This is a genomic window from Salegentibacter sp., from assembly GCF_036568425.1.
Taxonomy (GTDB): domain Bacteria; phylum Bacteroidota; class Bacteroidia; order Flavobacteriales; family Flavobacteriaceae; genus Salegentibacter.
The window spans coordinates 1-18,125 of sequence record NZ_DATCSO010000109.1 but is presented as its reverse complement, the minus strand read 5'-3'; the positions used below and the strand labels follow the sequence as shown (position 1 = coordinate 18,125).

At 35.8% G+C, this 18,125-nt stretch carries 16 protein-coding genes and 1 tRNA gene; 16 read left to right on the top strand and 1 reads right to left on the bottom strand.

Going from position 1 to position 18,125, the window contains the following annotated elements; all coding sequences use genetic code 11:
• Positions 1-3 precede the first annotated feature (3 nt).
• The 12 genes from VIM94_RS11015 (at position 4) to VIM94_RS10960 (ending at position 13,181) form a co-directional block, all read left to right on the top strand.
• Positions 4-77, top strand: a tRNA-Arg gene (locus VIM94_RS11015).
• Between the two features lie 224 nt (positions 78-301).
• The gene (locus tag VIM94_RS11010; protein ID WP_332039350.1) at positions 302-1,576 is read left to right on the top strand and encodes a site-specific integrase; all 1,275 of its coding nucleotides are present in this window, start codon (positions 302-304) and stop codon (positions 1,574-1,576) included.
• 317 nt (positions 1,577-1,893) lie between these two features.
• A complete protein-coding gene (locus tag VIM94_RS11005) occupies positions 1,894-4,080 on the top strand; it encodes a peptidase domain-containing ABC transporter (protein ID WP_332039349.1) in 2,187 nt (728 codons plus the stop codon).
• A gap of 1 nt (position 4,081) precedes the next feature.
• Positions 4,082-5,371 carry an HlyD family secretion protein gene (locus VIM94_RS11000; protein WP_332039348.1) on the top strand — a complete coding sequence of 430 codons (1,290 nt, stop codon included), beginning with the start codon at positions 4,082-4,084 and terminating at the stop codon, positions 5,369-5,371.
• 12 nt (positions 5,372-5,383) lie between these two features.
• Positions 5,384-7,102, top strand: a complete 1,719-nt coding sequence (locus VIM94_RS10995) for a helix-turn-helix domain-containing protein (RefSeq protein WP_332039347.1) — start codon at positions 5,384-5,386, stop codon at positions 7,100-7,102.
• A gap of 88 nt (positions 7,103-7,190) precedes the next feature.
• Positions 7,191-7,316: a hypothetical protein gene (locus VIM94_RS10990; RefSeq protein WP_332039346.1), complete on the top strand. Its 126-nt coding sequence runs from the start codon at positions 7,191-7,193 to the stop codon at positions 7,314-7,316.
• Between the two features lie 60 nt (positions 7,317-7,376).
• The gene (locus tag VIM94_RS10985; protein WP_332039345.1) at positions 7,377-9,536 is read left to right on the top strand and encodes a prolyl oligopeptidase family serine peptidase; all 2,160 of its coding nucleotides are present in this window, start codon (positions 7,377-7,379) and stop codon (positions 9,534-9,536) included.
• A gap of 306 nt (positions 9,537-9,842) precedes the next feature.
• Positions 9,843-10,664, top strand: a complete 822-nt coding sequence (locus VIM94_RS10980; RefSeq protein ID WP_332039344.1) for an RteC domain-containing protein — start codon at positions 9,843-9,845, stop codon at positions 10,662-10,664.
• 262 nt (positions 10,665-10,926) lie between these two features.
• A complete protein-coding gene (locus VIM94_RS10975) occupies positions 10,927-11,205 on the top strand; it encodes a helix-turn-helix domain-containing protein (RefSeq protein WP_332039343.1) in 279 nt (92 codons plus the stop codon).
• Positions 11,206-11,207: 2 nt separating this feature from the next.
• Positions 11,208-11,915: a hypothetical protein gene (locus VIM94_RS10970; protein WP_332039342.1), complete on the top strand. Its 708-nt coding sequence runs from the start codon at positions 11,208-11,210 to the stop codon at positions 11,913-11,915.
• On the top strand, positions 11,899-12,555 hold the full coding sequence (locus VIM94_RS10965; protein ID WP_332039341.1) for an ATPase: 657 nt from the start codon (positions 11,899-11,901) through the stop codon (positions 12,553-12,555). Before VIM94_RS10970 ends, VIM94_RS10965 begins: the two co-directional genes overlap by 17 nt.
• Before the next feature lie 338 nt (positions 12,556-12,893).
• A complete protein-coding gene (locus VIM94_RS10960) occupies positions 12,894-13,181 on the top strand; it encodes a hypothetical protein (RefSeq protein WP_332039340.1) in 288 nt (95 codons plus the stop codon).
• Positions 13,182-13,197: 16 nt separating this feature from the next.
• Here the strand turns inward: VIM94_RS10960 and VIM94_RS10955 are convergent, their stop codons facing one another.
• A complete protein-coding gene (locus VIM94_RS10955; RefSeq protein ID WP_332039339.1) occupies positions 13,198-13,431 on the bottom strand; it encodes a hypothetical protein in 234 nt (77 codons plus the stop codon).
• Positions 13,432-13,451: 20 nt separating this feature from the next.
• On the opposite strand from VIM94_RS10955, the gene VIM94_RS10950 reads away from it, so the two are divergent.
• From VIM94_RS10950 to VIM94_RS10935, 4 genes are all read left to right on the top strand, one after another.
• Positions 13,452-15,854 (top strand): TraG family conjugative transposon ATPase, encoded by a 2,403-nt coding sequence (locus VIM94_RS10950; protein WP_332039338.1) that lies wholly within the window; start codon positions 13,452-13,454, stop codon positions 15,852-15,854.
• A 4-nt stretch (positions 15,855-15,858) separates the two neighbouring features.
• On the top strand, positions 15,859-16,440 hold the full coding sequence (locus tag VIM94_RS10945) for a conjugal transfer protein (protein ID WP_332039337.1): 582 nt from the start codon (positions 15,859-15,861) through the stop codon (positions 16,438-16,440).
• 2 nt (positions 16,441-16,442) lie between these two features.
• Positions 16,443-17,285 (top strand): hypothetical protein, encoded by an 843-nt coding sequence (locus VIM94_RS10940; RefSeq protein ID WP_332039336.1) that lies wholly within the window; start codon positions 16,443-16,445, stop codon positions 17,283-17,285.
• A gap of 66 nt (positions 17,286-17,351) precedes the next feature.
• Entirely contained in the window at positions 17,352-17,966 is a 615-nt protein-coding gene (locus tag VIM94_RS10935; protein ID WP_332039335.1) for a conjugal transfer protein TraK, read from the top strand.
• The last annotated feature ends 159 nt before the right edge of the window (positions 17,967-18,125 follow it).

Genomic DNA, 18,125 nt, shown 5'->3' with positions numbered 1-18,125 from the left:
AATGGCCTTGTGGCGCAACTGAATAGCGCACCTGATTACGGCTCAGGAGGTTCCAGGTTTGAATCCTGGCAAGGTCACTCTTAAGATTAACAAATCTTATCAAAACCACGCAAATCTTAGGATTAGCGTGGTTTTTTAGGTTTCGGGCATTCATTTAATTTGATGTAATTTGAATTAAAAAGATAGCTAAAAGACACCTGAATTTTTAAAAGACACCTTAGGTGTCTTTTGGAGAAAAATTTTTGTTGGACTATATAGTTGATTTGACTTCATCTGAATATTAATTGTTTAATTAAAAAAGATGACAACTATGAGTACGTCAAACACATTTTCAATTCTATTTTTGGTTAACCCTAAAAAAATTATCGGTGATAAGGTAATTATCTATGTTAGAATTACGGTAAACCAAAAAAGATCCACCATCAGTTTAAAAAGGAAAATTTCTTTTCATTTATGGGATCCCGTAAAAAAAAGGGCACGGGGAAAATCTACTGAAGCAAAGCAATTAAACCAGTATTTGGACCAAGTTCAATCCAGGCTTTTCCAATGCTATCTGGATTTATTGTTTAAGGGTAAGCTAATTACGGCAAAGTTAATCAAGGCTACCTACCTGGGAGAAGTTGAGGAATCTAAATCACTTCAAAACCTTATAGACTACCATTCCAGGAAAACAGAACATACTTTAGCTCAGGGAACTATCAAGAATTTCAAAATAACTGAAGGATATATCCAAAAATTCATAAAGGTGGATAGAAAGACTTCTGATGTATATCTTAGAGAACTTGATTATAAGTTCCTATGTGATTTTGAAAATTTTCTTAATTCCTATTATCCCAAAGGTCACCCAAAAGCCATGAAGCATAATACCGTTATGAAGCATATTCAGCGGTTGCGAAAAATGGTTACGCTAGCTTATAATATGGAGTGGATAGATAAAGATCCTTTTAGACGTTGGAAAAACACCTTTGAGAATACGAAACGCGAATTTTTATCAGCTAATGAATTATCAAATTTGGAAACCTATGAATTTCCGGTTGAAAGGTTAGAACGTGTACGAGACCTTTTTGTCTTTAGCTGTTATACCGGAATAAGTTATGTTGATATAATGAAACTCACATTAGATCATATTTCTATTGGGATAGACCGCAATAATTGGATTGTTACACAGCGACAGAAGACTAAAACACCTATTAGGATTCCATTACTTGACCCTGCTTTAGAGCTGATAAAGAAATATGAAAACCATCCTATGACAATGGTCTCTGGTACGCTATTACCTGTAATTACTAATGAGAAATTAAATGTCTATCTAAAAGAAGTTGCTATTCTATGTGGCTTAAAAAAGAATCTCACCTTCCATATGGCCAGGCATACATTTGCAACCACCGTAACTTTAAGTAATGGGGTACCTATTGAAACGGTTTCCAGACTTTTAGGACATACAAAAATTTCAACAACCCAAATTTATGCCAGAGTTTTGGAAAACAAGGTGAGTCAGGATATGAATGCTTTAAAAGGAATTCTTAAACAAAGGAAAGAAGTTAATACTTCTCAAAATCCGAATGCAGCATCTTGAATAACCAGAAAATATGGGGGCGAAATCGATATTAATTTTACCCCCATTTTTCAAATATTAATTGTTTCAAAATTTCTCTTTTTGATGATGATTTTTTTTATAAATATTAAATTTTATTTATTAAATTTCTGCAGCCCAAGTGATTGGAGGATTCAAATATTTGTTCAAGGTTAATTTAACCTACCCTTGGCAACATTAAAGAAAAGAATACACCCCTAATTCTTTTCCAAAAGAACGTGATTTATAAATCGGCTTTTATTTGAGATAAATCCTATTCAATTCCAAATTAAATTTAAGTGTAATTAGTTTTATTTGTTATGTTTAGGACTGTCGATTTTCCTGTATATCGTCAACTGGATCAGATGGATTGTGGGCCATCATGTATAAAGATGCTCACGGAATTCTTCGGGAAGAAATATGATCTGGAATATTTACGACAAATCTCTTTTCTACAAAGGGATGGGGCTTCTATGGAAGGGCTTTCTGAAGCATTAAACAAATTGGGAATAGAATCTGTCGGAATAAAAGCAGATTTTCAGGAATTAATTTCAGAAGTACCTCTTCCTGCTATTGCCCATTGGGAGGGGAATCACTTTATAATTATCTATAAAGTTAGCAACAAGTTTATTTATGTTTCTGACCCGGCTTATGGCAGGTTGAAATACCGGCATAGTGCATTCATCGGAAAATGGGCAGAGGCTGAAAATGAACAGGGTGTCCTTCTTCTTGTAGAGCCCACTGATCATTTCTTAGACGAGGAACCTCCGGACATGGAGAAGAAAGATGGTTTAGGATTCCTTCTTGAATATCTCAAACCTTATATGGCATATATAAACCAGTTACTCCTCGGTTTAATAATTGCGGCCACTATTCAATTAATGCTTCCTTTCCTTACACAGAGTCTGGTGGATTATGGAATAAATTATGAAGATTTTGGTTTCATCAACCTTATTTTATTATCACAGTTCTTTTTGTTTTTAACTCGTTCAATATCAGAAGTAATTAGAGATTGGATTCTGCTGTATATAAGTACTCGTTTAAATATTCAAATGCTTTCAGATTTTTTGGGAAAATTAATGAAACTTCCTATAGCATATTTTGAATCAAAAACCACAGGAGATTTTATGCAAAGAATTTATGATCATCAAAGGATAGACGATTTTCTAAACGGACGTGGATTAAATATCCCTTTTGATATCTTTTCTATTGTTGTATTTGGAATAGTTTTGTTCTACTTCCATCCCTATATAGCACTTATATTTTTTACAGGAACTTCTTTGTTTTTCGGGTGGTCCCTGTTATTTATGAAGAAAAAGGAACTTCTGGATAACCAGCTTTTCGATCTTAACAGGAACGACCAATCTCTATTTCTACAGATCATCCTTGCAGTTTCAGAAATCAAATTAAACAATTCTGAAAACAGGAGAAAAGGGGAGTGGGAAATTAATCAAAATAGTCTTTTCAAGTTAAAGTCAAAGATTTTAGGGGTAGGGCAGACACAAATCAAAGGTGGGCTATTCCTAAATGAATTAACCAATCTTTTGATAATATTCTGGTCTGCAAAAGCCGTGATCACAGGTCAAATCACTTTAGGGGCTATGTTGGCCATTCAATTTATTATAGGAAGTCTTTCCTTGCCTATTTCCAATATCATTAATTTTCTTACAGATTACCAGAGTGCCAGACTCTCTTTTAACAGATTGTCTGAGGTACATAATCAAATACCTGAAGATAGTAAGAGAAGGTATGACAATTTTAAACCCGAAGGCGATCTTCATCTAAGGAATCTTAGTTTTGGATATGGAAACCCTTCATTGTCACCCTTACTAAATGATCTCAATATAACTATTCCCAAAGGAAAGATCACAGCAATTGTGGGTTCTAGCGGTTCAGGAAAGACAACTTTGTTAAAATTGCTTCTAAAATTTTATAAACCTTGGAAAGGTTATCTGAGAGTTGGAGAAGAAGATCTTAGAGATATTACTACATCCCTGTGGAGGAGTAGATGTGGAGTTGTAATGCAGGACGGAAGTCTTTTTAATGATACAATTGAGAGGAATATTACGGAATCAAAACCAGATATTCCCGTAGACCGTATGTCGTTACGCAAAGCTGCGGAAATGGTTAACCTAAATGAATTCATTGAGAAACTGCCTCTTGGTTATCAGACACGGATTGGTGAAAATGGACAGCTCCTTAGTGGCGGAGAAAGACAAAGGATTTTACTGGCTAGGGCAATTTACAAAAATCCGGATTACTTATTCCTGGACGAAGCCACCAGCTCATTAGATTCGGAAAACGAGATATTAATTACTGAAAACCTTAATTCTTTTTATAAAAACAGAACGGTTGTAATTATAGCCCATAGGCTATCAACCGTAATGAATGCTGATCAAATACTGGTTATGAATAAAGGGCAGATTGTGGAAAGTGGTAATCACCAGGATTTAATTTTAAATAAAGGAGTTTACCATAACCTGATCAAAAACCAATTAAAGATTTGAGATGAGGGAAAGTAGAGAATATCATAAGAAGGGGAGTAATCCTTTAGATATTGAACCTGGTTATTTACTGCGCCACGGTACAGTCTATATGTTTTTATTTTTCTTTCTGGTACTTCTTCTGGCTGGAATAATTTCTTTCAATCAGGTAGTAGAAGGTACTGTAACGGTTACTTCAAAGAATCCACCTGTTGAAATTAAAGCAAAAAGGGACGGAAAGTTTTCTGCTATTTTTTATAAACCTGGAGATTCCATAGCAGTAGGAGATATTGTTGCAGTTCTTGATAATCCAGCAAACCAAAGAGATGTTGCTTTCTTAAAAGAAAGATTAATGGAGGATTTTCCAGAGATATTATCTCTGGAAGCATTAATAACAGAATTTCCGGTAACCTTAAATTTAGGAACATCCTTGCAGGCAGCTTATAATAGGTTTTTAGAAGAGTATCACACCCTTATTTTAGAAAGTACAATCGGCCAGAAGGAAGCAATAGAGCAACAGTTGCTACTAAATATTTTTAGCCAGGGATCAATTCTAAATTCTAAAGAAGAGGAGTTTCACTTAATGGAAAGCAGTCTTTCTATTTCAGCAGAGAACATAAACCGCCATCGTCAATTATATGAAAAAGGAGTGATCTCAAAATTTGATTTAGAAAAGATGGAGTTGGAATATACAGAGAAAAATCGGCAATACTCTTTACTTAAACAACAGTTGATCCAAATCCAGGCTAACAAGAGCAAGGCAAAAGGAGACCTTGATATCTTAAGGACTTCGGAAGAAAGGAAATTAAGCATACAGGAAGCGGAATTGGTTTTTGCCCGGCAAAATCTTCTCAATGGTATTACTGAATGGGAAGATGAAAATATCATAAAAAGTCCTGTTGCAGGAAGACTATCTATTAACCAGGTTTGGGGCGAACATCAGAATATTCTTGAAGGTGAGGTTGTATTCACTATTGTTCCATTTACCAGGAATGATCTGTTAGGCAAATGTATCGTTCCTGTTCAAAATTCGGGACAGATTAGTAGAGGCCAAAAGGTATATCTAAAATTAGAAAATTACCCTTACAGGGAATGGGGAATGATAAAGGCCAGTGTTAACTCGATATCAGAGGTGCCTAGCAGGGCGACAGTACCAGCTTACGTTGTTTATTTAAATGTGGATAGTTTAATAACTTCTTATGGAAAAGAATTGATTCTCCATCAGGAATTAATAGGGACAGCAGAAATAGTACTTGAGGAAGTGACATTACTTGAGCGGGTTTTTTATCAGTTCCGACAGCTATGGACAACCTAATATATTTTAAGTATGGCACTAATCCCGACAACATATAAATCAATCATTGTCTATTTAATAATAGCATCAAGTGGAGCCATTCCTTTTTATGGCTATTCACAGGATATGCCTAGTATGAGTAAAGAAAGAGTAACGACAAAATTATCCTATGAAGAAATCCAGGATTTGGAATATGATGCGTTAGAAGAAGAAGACAGTGCAGCTTTAGGAATGCTGATCAAAATACATTTAAAAAAAGCTACCTTAGAAAACAATAATCTTGAAAAAGCTCGAGCCTATTATTATAAAACAACTTTAGCAGAAAATCTTGCTGCATTAGCATATGCAGATTCAGTCATTTTGCTTACCAAAGAGAGTACTCATTCAAATTATCCTGCGCTTGGATACGCACTGAAAGGACATCTCTATTATGAATCTGGAAATTTTCAGATAGCTCTTACCAATTACCTTACGGCATATAATCATGCTTTGAGGAAAAATAATGTGGAACAGCAAATGGAATTTGCACTAGCTATTGCAGCAATTCGAAATCTTTACGGACAGCATTATGCTGCGGCTGAACTTTACAATAAATCTTTAAAATTATTGAAAAAAGAAAATAATTTTGAGGTACAACAATATGAAGATTACACACTATTGTTGTTTAATCTTTCTCTCACTCATTTACGGTTACAGGCAATAGACTCAGCGAGATACTATGCTAATCAGGGCATAGATTTAACCTTAGAATTAAAGGATCATATTAATTTTCAGGATTTTATTCTCTTAGACGCACAAATCAATTTTTACGATGGCGCTTTTAGTAAAGCCAGAGACACACTCCTTAAATATAGTGGTTCTCTAGATGGGACCAGCAGAGCTATAAAGCTATATTACCTCGGTAAAATTGAGAACAGGTTGAATAATAAAGATCTTTCTATTAAATATTTTAAAGAAATTGATTCCATTGTGGCAGGTACAGGAGACCCTTTTCCAGAAGTTAAAGATGTTTATCATCAACTAATTCTCCACTCTATGGCTCAGAATGATAAACAGAGTCAGATAGAATACATCGGGAAATTAATTACCTATGATAGTTTATATTCTACTAAACAGGAAAATATTATAAATGCGGCTATGGCTTCATATGATATTCCCTATTTAAAGCAACAAAAAAGGGAGGCTGAAGCACAGCTTGAAAATAAAAAATCGATAATTACTGCTGCTGGATTCCTGGCAAGTTTGGGAAGCTTTACGGGGATATTCTTCTTCCTGAGGTCGATCCATATGCAAAGAAAATTGAAAGTATTAATGGAAGAAGGTTCAGTTGGGAAAAAAATAAAAAGTCAGCCGGTCAATAACCATCCAAGCTCTGTACCTGAAGATATCAGAAATGATATTTTAAATAAACTGGAAAAGTTCGAAAACTCTGAAAGGTTTTTAGATAAAGAATTAGATATGTCCACCCTTGCACAGGAATTGGAGACTAATACCTCTTACCTTTCTATTATTATCAATACATATAAAGGGAAAACATTTCCAAATTATCTAAAAGACCTACGAGTAACGAAAGCGATCCGTATGTTAAATGATGATCCTACTCTTTTAAAATTCAGTAATCAGGGATTGGCTGAAGTATTTGGATTTAAGACAAGTGAATCTTTTTCTAAAGCCTTTTATAAAAACACTGGTGTATACCCATCAAAATTTATTAAGGAACTGAATTCAAGAAAAGTGACCGGTCATTTATAAATGGGAGGTATGTATACATTGCTATTTATTTCCCGATGCAGTTAATTAGTAGCACACAAATATTTATTAACATTTAAAATTTTCAATCATGAAAAAAACATTGAAAGATTACCAAGGAAGAGCTTTAAAAAATTTGGAAAAAATTAAGGGAGGCGGAAGTAGCGCCGGAATTGATCGTGACAAGGTGAGACGTCCTAAGGCTGGTAAGGGATAATCAGCTTAAATCAAAAAAGCCCGGACTATTCCGGGTTTTTTAAAATTTAATACACTGAAAATGAAAGATCACCTCCTAAACCTTTTTTTGAGCATAGTAGCTTTAAGTATTTCTTTTGGCCAGGAAATTTTTGCTCAATCACAATACCCTTTTCTTCCCAAGCAGGCGGTGACTTCTCGTAATTTTGGAATCACACTTAAAGATGATTATGCTAACCTGAATAACCTTGAAGATCCAATGATTGTCCAATGGTTAAAAGCCCAGGATTCTTTGGCTGAAGCTTATTTTTCGAATAATGATCTATTACAAGATTATTTAAAAAAGTTTGAAGAATACGAGAATCGTCAGAACGGAAAAATCAGCATGGTTGAAGTGAATGAAGATGGAAACTATTTTTATTTGAAATATGATGATTCGTCCGGTACCGAAAAGCTATATTTTAAAGAAAATCTTTCAGCAGAAGAGCTGGAACTCTTTGATCCAGCAAATCATAATGAAAAAACAGAAATCTCCTATTTGAAGCCCTCATTCGATGGAGAGAAAATTGCTATTGGATTTCGATCCAATCAAAATTTCTCAACTACTGTTAGGATTTTAGATGTAAAAAATAAGAAGTTATATACAGAAGAAATCACCAATATTAATCCTTCATTTGGCGGAATTGAGTGGTTACCCGATAGTTCGGGTTTTATTTATCTATACTTTCCTGTAGTAGATCAAAAGAAACCGGGGTATAAGAGAAATTCCTTTTCCGTTCTTCACAAATTGGGGGATAGTCTAGCGGTAAATAAGAAAGTTTTCGGAAATACCAGTACCGTAAATATTCCTCCGGATTTTTATCCGAAAGTTAAAATAGGTTCCAGCCAGGATAAATACATAATCGGCTATTCTGCAAGTTCCAGTGATTACTATGACGCCTACATTGCAAAAGTTTCAGATGTAATATCAGGAAATGCAAATTGGATTCCTTTTTTTAAAGAAGAGCAGAAAGTTTATTTAACTGAGGGAGAAGTACGAGGGGTAGAATTTATTTTTCGGCAAGGAAATGACAAAGGAAATCAGATAAGCCGCATTCAGATCCACAATCCAAATTTCAATAATCCTGAAGTACTGGCCGAAGGAACTAAGGAGAATCCAATAACCCAATTTGATGTAACCAGGGATAAAGTATATTACTCCAAGTCTAAGTTCGGGGTTGAAGTGAGTCTATGGGAAGTAGACACGAAAAAGAATATTGCTCAACTGAAAACACCCTTTACCCCGGGGTATGTAACTTTCTTTGGGGGGTCGGTAAAGAATAATTTTATTGGTGTAGAATTAGATGGTTGGACCTCGAATTATACAAGGTTCCTTATAAACGCCGAAGGATTACAAAAAGAAGGTTTACAATCAGAAACATTATATCCTGAGTTTCAAAATCTTATTTCCGAGCAGATAATGGTTAAAAGTCACGATGGAGTAGAGGTGCCATTATCTCTTATTTATAATTCCAACTTAATACTTAACTCTAAAAATGAGGTGTTTATATATGTATATGGTGCTTATGGAGAAAGTCTGAGTCCCTTTTTCTACCCTATTTTTTTGGACTGGGCATCCCGGGGAGGTATTCTCGCCTTTCCTCACGTAAGAGGAGGTGGAGAAAAAGGCAAAGAGTGGCATTTACAGGGAATGAAAACACTAAAACATAATTCCTGGAGGGACCTCATTTCCTGCACTGAAGCCTTAATTGAAAAAGGTTTTACTAGCAAGGGACTTATTTCTTTATATACTGCCAGTGCAGGTGGTGTTACGGCAGGTATGGCAGTGAATGAACGTCCGGACCTTTATTCTTCATTTATTTCTGAAGTACCTAGATTAAATCCCCTTGGTTTAGAATCATCAGCCACAGCTAGTAGTACAAGTTACCTTGAATATGGTACCGTAAAAGACAGCCTGGAATTCACAGGCCTGGTTAAAATGGACCCCTACTATAACATAAATACCACTTCTGAGTATCCAGCAACCTTAATAATGCCCGCATCTCAAGATGACCGTATTCCCTTGTGGGATAGCGGAAAGTATATAGCCAAACTACAGAGTATATCAAGGGGGGAAACACCCATTTTACTGGATATTGATTACCGCAACAATCATGAAGATCTGGGTGATTACGATGATACAGTGATGCTATATAGCAAAATTTTTAGTTTTGCCGTAAGCAACATGAATCGTAATCAGTAGATAGTAAGTTTCCTCTAGTAGTAATCTGAATCAAATCTGATACTTGCGCTTCTTTATTTTCTTTATTTTTCAGGTTTTAGTATTGTTTACTTTCTCTCATTCATAAACGAACTCTATAGTTTTTGAAAGAAACTATTATTGGCTTTTTAAAGATTAGGATGTTAATCCTTAAGTTATACCCCTTGGCACTCTTTAATAATATTTGTTTATAAATGTTGTAGTTTGATTTATAAATTAGAATCTTTTAGGGTTTTACGTTAAGCTCTTTTACCTGAAATTTATAGGTAGAGTTTAACAATACAAGAGGTGAATTTTTTAATCACATCCAAGCAACTAGCACAGGAAATTATAAAAATAGAGGAGACTTCTTCCACTCGGTTTCTTGCTTATAGCAGAATTATAAAACATTGTCGTGAGATCCTGGAATTATATAGGGTGAATATTAAAACCCTCAAATTCAAATCAGTTTCAGAAGAGATTCAATTTTTTAAGGAGAAAAAACAAATTCCTCTCAGTGAGCTTATTTTCTATATTAATTTACGTTCCATAGAACTGGAGACAACTACACCTGGGAAATATAGTCGTAAGCTACTGGAAAAACAAATTAAAAAAATTAATAAGTTTCTTCAGAAAAACAGGGAGTTTCAGAAATACGTTGAACTGGAACACACTTTTATGGATGAATTTTACTTTACCCGAGGATTTTTGAATAAGGTAGATTCTTATGATACTCCACTATATTGGGATCCTGAATTCAGTACCTCCCATGATATTTTATTGGCCCATTTAAAAGCATACCAAAAGTTGCTTCCCTTTTTGCACAAACAGTTAGCTTTACTGGATATTCCTCAAGGGGTTTTTACACATAAACACGATATACATTGGACTTCTTCCAAGGTCGCCCTTGTTGAACTTATTTATGCTTTGCATCTCTCAGGTGCTATTAATAGTGGTTCCGCTGATATAATTTCGATAGTATCCCTTTTTGAGGAGGTTTTTGATTTGAAGCTGGATAATTTTTATAAAAAGTTTTCGGAGATCAAGGCAAGAAAAGGAAGGAGAACAAAATTTCTGGATGAGTTAACCTGGAATTTTGAACAAAAATTAAATCGAGACGAAGGGCTGTAATTCTCGGTAGGTGTAAGGAACTCCGAAAATACGATTTCTAACTTTTTGCTTTCTTCAACAAAGAAAAATTTATCATTTATCCTGCACTTTAAATCCATTTAGTTCAATATATAAGCGATGTTAAACTTTATCGGAGTTCCATCGAAATAGTGAATTTTTTATCCCAAAGCTCATCAATTTTGTCCTAGAAGTCAAATCAACAGGATCCCACCGTGTAAAAAAGTATAACCATCGGTGGGGTCTTAATTTAAAACATTTTGATATGCCAAATAAAATTATAACCACCGATGAACTCAGGGAGTTTAAGTTAGAATTGTTTGAAGAACTTAAAGGACTCCTTTCAAAACACTCAACAGGAAATCTAAAGAGGTATATGAGATCTGCAGAAGTAATGGAGTTTCTCCAGATAAGTGCTGGTACCCTGCAGAATATGCGAATAAATGGTACGCTTCCTTATACCAAAATAGGGGGTACTATTTATTATGACACTGATGATATTCACCGAGTTATGAAGGAATATAGGGTAGACAATAGCTATTAGTTATGAATTACATAAGACATCTTACGGGAGTTTTTGAGAAGTTTAATGATGATCACCGACTTAATCCCTCTCACGTAAGTATATACTATGCCTTATTCCAGTATTGGAACCTATTTAGATTCTGTAAACAGTTTTATGTCCAAAGAGAAGAGATAATGCAAGCTTCTAAAGTAGGTTCGCTTTCTACTTACCATAAATGTATCAGGGAGCTTAGCGATTGGAATTACATTCTGTATATGCCGTCTAAGAATCCTTTAAAAGGAAGCCAGGTTAAGATGTCCATTTTTTGGACTAGTGATGAACAAGTAATGGACAAGCAAGCGACTAACAATGGACAAGATGTGGATAAGTTCGAAACATTTCTTGAACAGGTAGCGGATGAGTATGATAAGAGTGATGAAAGTGCTCTGGTACATGAATTAAACAATATTAAACATAACAAACAGGATAAAACTTTTTGGCCAAAAAGTGAATTTGAAGTATTGAATTTTTTTAAAGAGAATGCTTGGCCGGATACCGAAGCTTCTAAATTCTATCTCCATTACGAAGCTGTTGGCTGGAAGATTAACCGGGATACTAAGGTTGTTAATTGGCAGGCTTTAGCTCATCGATGGATGAAAAAGGCTGAAGAAATTCAACAGGGTTTGAAAATAAAAAACCAGGATCATTTAAAAATCAAAAAAAATAAAAACTATGGAGAACCCTTGTGAAATAAATGAAGGCGGGGTAATATACAAGATTGGAAAATTTAAAGGTAAAGAAGTTTTATACGATTTTCCTCTAATGCTCGAGTACCTGCAAGCAAAAGGTATAATGCTATTTGGGAAGGGATTCCGCTTGTATAAGGAAGATGAACCCCTACTTTTCAAGCTTTGCAATTATATTATTTCAGATAATGAAAAATGTGAGAAGTTTGGGCTCGATCCTTCAAAAGGAATATTACTAACGGGTCCAGTGGGTTGTGGAAAAACAAGTTTTCTTAAACTCTTAAGGCATCTGGTGCCGCATCAGAAAGCCTACCAGGTGATTCCCTGTAGAAATATAGCCTTTGCTTTTAATCATCTCGGTTATAAAACTATTGAGGATTATGGGAACAGTAGCTATCTATGCTTTGATGATCTTGGAGTTGAGCCGGTAGGAAGATTCTATGGAAAGGATTGTAATGTACTGGGAGAAATACTCCTTTCCCGGTATGAATTATTTCTGAACCACAAAGTAAGAACTCATGCAACAACTAATCTAAATGCAGGTGAGTTGGAAGAGCGCTATGGGACAAGGGTAAGGAGTAGAATGCGCCAGCTTTTTAATTTAATCTCTTTTGATGAGAAAACTACTGATAAAAGGAAATAGAAAGGAATATTAATACAAATTCTGGTTGCAAGTTTCCTCTTCCTCATACTTTGAATCATATTATTCCAGAGTAATAATTAGGTGAAACTTCTAGATAATCAATTTTTTTCCGGGCAATCACAAATCTGACGTTTTTACCCTCAAACTTTTCATCTGCTTTTATAGTTATCAACAAGTTCGGTCTTGAATCACCTGAATTTTGATCTTAAATGAAATCAAAATAAAACAATTGAATTTAAATATTATTTTATTCACAAAATGCTGTAATACAGTTAAATAGAGGTGATTTTGAAATAATTTTATGAGGAACAATTTATCGTTTTAAAAACCTCATAATTATGAAAAAATCAATCTACCCAACAATCATTTTATCGCTGATTTCTTTTCCGCTTTTTGCACAGATTGGTGGAATTGAAAATTCTGTTGCCGAAATAGCCGATACCATCCGGGCTATTTTCCCAATCCTCCTTGGAATTATTTTTCTGGTGGGATTCCTTTTTAATGCAGGTCACTTCTTTGGTGAAAATGCCGATCTAAAGAAGGGAATAACCCGGGTATTGGTCTTCGTGCTTATTGCAGGAGCAGTTGTAGGAATATTTACATATCTCATAGGAATTGTAGTCTAATGAAGCGCTTCGAAGTCTATAGAAACATCAGAAAAAGGGCTATGATCTGGGGTTTGCCCGTATCGCTCTTTGCACTAATGATGATATCAGTAGTAGGATCGCTGCTGGTAATTATATTCTCCTTCAGTTTTGGAGCGGTTACTACTGTATTTATTTTCAACTGCATCCTGTATATCTGTTTAACCAGATTTACCAGGAACCCACAGCTGTTCCAGTTTTCAAAAGTCTTTCCAGAAGCTATTACAGCCAAACGATCAACCCATTTTCATTATGAGTAAGATTAATCTTTCATACTCGCCGCCCATAGCCGATATTCAAGGCAATACCATTTTTGCAGGGAATGGAAATGTGGTATTGGCTTTCGAAGTGGAACTTCCGGAGATCTATAGCTTATCAGATAATGATTATGAGGAGCTTCACGGTATTTGGTTTCAGTCGCTTAAGTCCCTCCCCACAGGGACGGTAGTTCATAAGCAGGATATTTATTTAAAGAAAAATTATTCAGCAGAAGAACTTCCCAGAAGTACCTTCCTGGAAAAAGCTACTCATTCTTATTTCAAAGGCAGGGAATATTTAGAGCACCGGAGTTATCTATTCTTTATTCATACTAAGAACAAGTCTTTGAATAATCCTAAATATGTCAATCCCTTTAAAAGGATAGACAGGAATATTCCAGGGGACTTGGATGAAAATATTAAGAATTTTCAAAATGCTGTAAACGATGCGGTGTCTTTCTTAAACAACAGCCGAAAAATAGAACTTATTCCTCTTGGAGAAGAGAAGATATATTGGCTTACCACAGGCTACTTTAATGGCTTTCAGGAGGACTTTGATACCAATATTTTATTGGATAAAGATAACATCAGTATAGGGGATCATTATTTTGATGTACTCGCGGTAAACAGTGAACTGTGTTTTGGGGAAAGTGTGCAAAGTAGTAAAACAAACGACAGGTTTACCTCAGACGATTTTGTGTTCCACCAGGGTTTCGTAGATGGGCTGGGACTTAACTTAAAGAAAAACCATATTGTAAACCAAATCATCTATCTGGATAACCGACAAAAATGGAGAAAACTTCTTGATTTAAGGATAGAAGAACTAAATAAGAGTTCAAATTTTGGTTCTCAGAATAAAGTGGTGCTGAATAAAATTCAGCATATCCTGAAGCAGGTGAATAATGACGATACGTCCAGGATAATCCGTGGGCATTTCAATGTGATCTATTGGGATAAAGACAGGGCAAATCTTTCTTCAATCTCTGCCAGGGTTAAAACAGAATTTAAGCTGCTTGATATCGTTCCCTATTATCCTAAAGGAGAAGAGCGAAAGAATTATTTTTTGAATAGCTACTTCTGCTTTTCCTCCAATATCTCTAACGAAGACCTTTATGTTACCGATCTAAAGCACGCCCTGTGCCTGCTTATTAATAACACCAACTACAAATCAGATCCTAAAGGGATAATTTTTAATGACAGAGAATATAACATCCCGGTATTAAAAGATGTTTGGGATGAAGATAAAAAAAGAATCAAGGCCAGGAACTTTGCCATCTTCGCCCCTACAGGAGAAGGCAAATCCTTTCTGGCCAATAATATTCTCCGCCAATATTTTGAAAGTGGCGTTCGCTTAGTGATCATTGATCTGGGGGGATCCTATACCAAATTCGCAAAGCTTTATCCAAAGGACTATACCATCTTACGCTACGAAAGTGGGAAGTCCCTGGGCATTAATCCGTTTTATATAAATAGCAAGGAAGACCTTACTGCAGAATGGCTTGAGGACCTTTCGGAGTTTCTGTTTGAATTATTTGCTTCAGATTTCAAGGTAACAAAAGCCCAGGCTGTTTCTATAAAAAAGATCCTGCGTGATTATTACCTAAATGTAAATGCTAATTATTCTCTCCAAAGCTTTTACCGCTATGTTGAGAGACATCGGGTCGATCTTCTGGAGGATCTTAAGATCCATCAGGATTACTTCAACATCAATAATTTCCTTCACATTATGTCTGAATATGTAGGAGAAGGAATCTACAGCTTTCTATTTGAAGTCGGAGAGGACCAAACTTACAAGATTGAAGATAAGCGGCTTATTGTATTTGAATTGGATGAAGTGAAGGATAATAAAGAGATCCTGTCGGTAATGCTGAAGCTCATCAAATCTGCAATACAAAGGACCATCTGGAAAAACCGGGCGGAAATGGGGATTATCTTATTTGATGAGTTTGCCAAACAGCTAAAGTTTGAAAATGTTCTGGAGAGTGTGGAGTTTTATTACCAGGCTATCAGGAAGCAGAATGGTGCAATTGGGATAATTCTTCAGTCTATAAATCAGCTACCAGGCAATTCCACTTCTGCCAGTATTCTGGACAACACACAAGTGATCTACAGCCTCCATAACGAAAAAGGCTATGAGGACCTTCAAAAGAGGTTAAACCTCTCCAGTCACGATTTAAATCAGCTAAAATCAATTAGAAACAACTTTATAGGGGAACGGAAATACACCGAGATCTTTATCAAGATAGGAAAACACAGCAATGTCTTTCGTCTTGAAGTACCCAAAGAGGTTTACTCTGCATATCTCACCGACGGAGCTGAGAATGATGTCATTATGCAGCTCTACGAAAAACATGGAGATATGGAAAAAGCAATTCAGGAATTCTCATCTAATACTTAAAATCATGAAAAACCGAATTAAAACAATGATGCTTATTGGCTTCCTTTTTCTCACTGTACACACACCTGCTGTGAGCCAGGGGATGCCGGTGTATGACAACACCAATTTTATTAGTCTCGCCAAATCTTTGATAGAATCAGCAAAGCAGACTACCCAGCTGCTAAAAACAGTAGAATTTCTCAAAACACAAAAGGAGAATATCGAACGGGTGAACAATGTAATAAAGCAGCTAAATGCGGTTAGGGAACTTGCACGCAATAACCAGATCCTCTTTGAAACTGTTCGGGATGATCTTCGGGAGATACTGAATTCCCCTTATATCAAACCGGAAGAGGTAACCCGGATCTCCGATTCCTTTAACGCCATTATGGAAAACTCCCTGGAAGATCTTGACTTTATCGATAAGATCCTGACCAGTGATTATTTTAAAATGAGTGATGCCGAGAGAGCGCAGGTACTTAGGGAACGGGAACTACAATCCCGGGAAATGGTGGCAGAAATTACTCTTAAAACCAAACGCTATAATGACATTATTTCCTTCAGGGAGATGCAGAATAAGATCAATAACAGGATTTTAAATTATTAAAGATGATCGAGGGTATATTTTTAGGAATTGGTTTGGAGTATGTTGACACGGTTTTTCAAACCATCAAAAGCAGTGAGTTCTCTCAGTATACAATTGTAGGAATGAAGTCACTGGCCGTGATGCTCTTCCTGGTTAATATTCTGAAAAAATACAACGAAGGTATAGCTGATAAAGATGGTTATACCTGGGGCTTAAGTCCCGGGGAGTTGGCAAAGAATTTTGCTATTGTTCTTCTGGTCATTTTCTCCACCCAAATTCTAAATGTTTTTGACGGAATATTGGTGAGTATTGAAACGGAGTATATAGATACGGCTCCGGCGCTTATACCTCTTCAGCTTCAGGATATTGATATTGAACAGGAAGTTGGGGCACTGGAAGTAGCAAAAAAAGCAATGGCTTTGTTATATGAGGCCCTGGTGACACCGCTCTATCCGGTAAAAGTAATTTCTTTTGTAGTAGGCTTATTTTTATGGGTAATAGACTTGTTTATCTATCCACTTTTCCTGGCAGAACGTTTTTTCCTTTTGGGCATTATGCAGGCTTTCTTTCCTCTGGTGATTAGCCTTGCAGTATTTGAGAAGTTCCGGGATATGGCCTATAACTTTTTTAGGTTATATGCTGCTGTCTATATGCTTGTACCGGCATTTTTCCTCGTGAATGTTTTTGTCAATAATTTATATGCAGAGATCAATACCAACTTCTGGTCAAATCTGCTGGGTACCGCTACCGATAATAATATTATACGGATTATAGTGGAAGCAGGATCTATCGCCTTTATTGTATTTCTGAAGTTTAAGCTTTACTCCCGCGCTACCTCTTTTACCCTAAGACTTTTTACCGGTTAGAGACAGGATTTATTTACGGATACCCAAGCAGATATATTGATTTAGTAAACCATTAATATTTAACAAATGAAAACACCTTACAGGAGTATTTACTCGGTCTTAAAGATCAACCGATTTATAGTGCTAACTGCCGTTTGTGGAGCAGTTATTTCCAGCCTTTTCTTTGGTTGGATGGTTTTTGATATTCATCGCTCTGCTTTGAATAATTCTTTTGCCATAAATACCGATGGCAGTGTAATTCCTCTAAAATGGGTTACTCAAAAGGAGAACCTGGAAGTAGAAGCCCTGGCTCATCTGGAACTGTTTCACACCTACTTCTATAATATTGATGCTACCAATTATGAGCGTAACCTCGAAAAAGCGCTATGGCTTGGCAACAGTTCTGTAGATAACGTTTACAGGCAAAAGAAGGCCGATGGGGTTTATAACAGGCTGTTACAGTATTCACTTGTACAGAAAGTAATAAGCATTGAATCGGAAGTTAATATTGAAACGGAGCCATACAATTTTAAGACCAGGACGGTCTTTGAAATTAACCGGGGAAAAATAGTGGACAAGTATGAACTCATTACCACCGGGAATTTAATAAACGTAGACCGGAACTATCCTAACAATACCCACGGCTTGTTGATTACCAATTATTTCGAAAACACCTTAAAAAAACTGAATGATGAAAATTGAAAAGAAGAAAGTTGTCTTTGGGGCTGTACTGGCCACCATTGTATTATTTATAGTGGCTTACAGCATGCTGATCTTTGGCGGAGATAGGGAAGAACCCTCTGAGCTAAAAAACACCCTTGTGCCTGAACTTCAGCAGGAGCAGGAAGATTTTAAATCCAA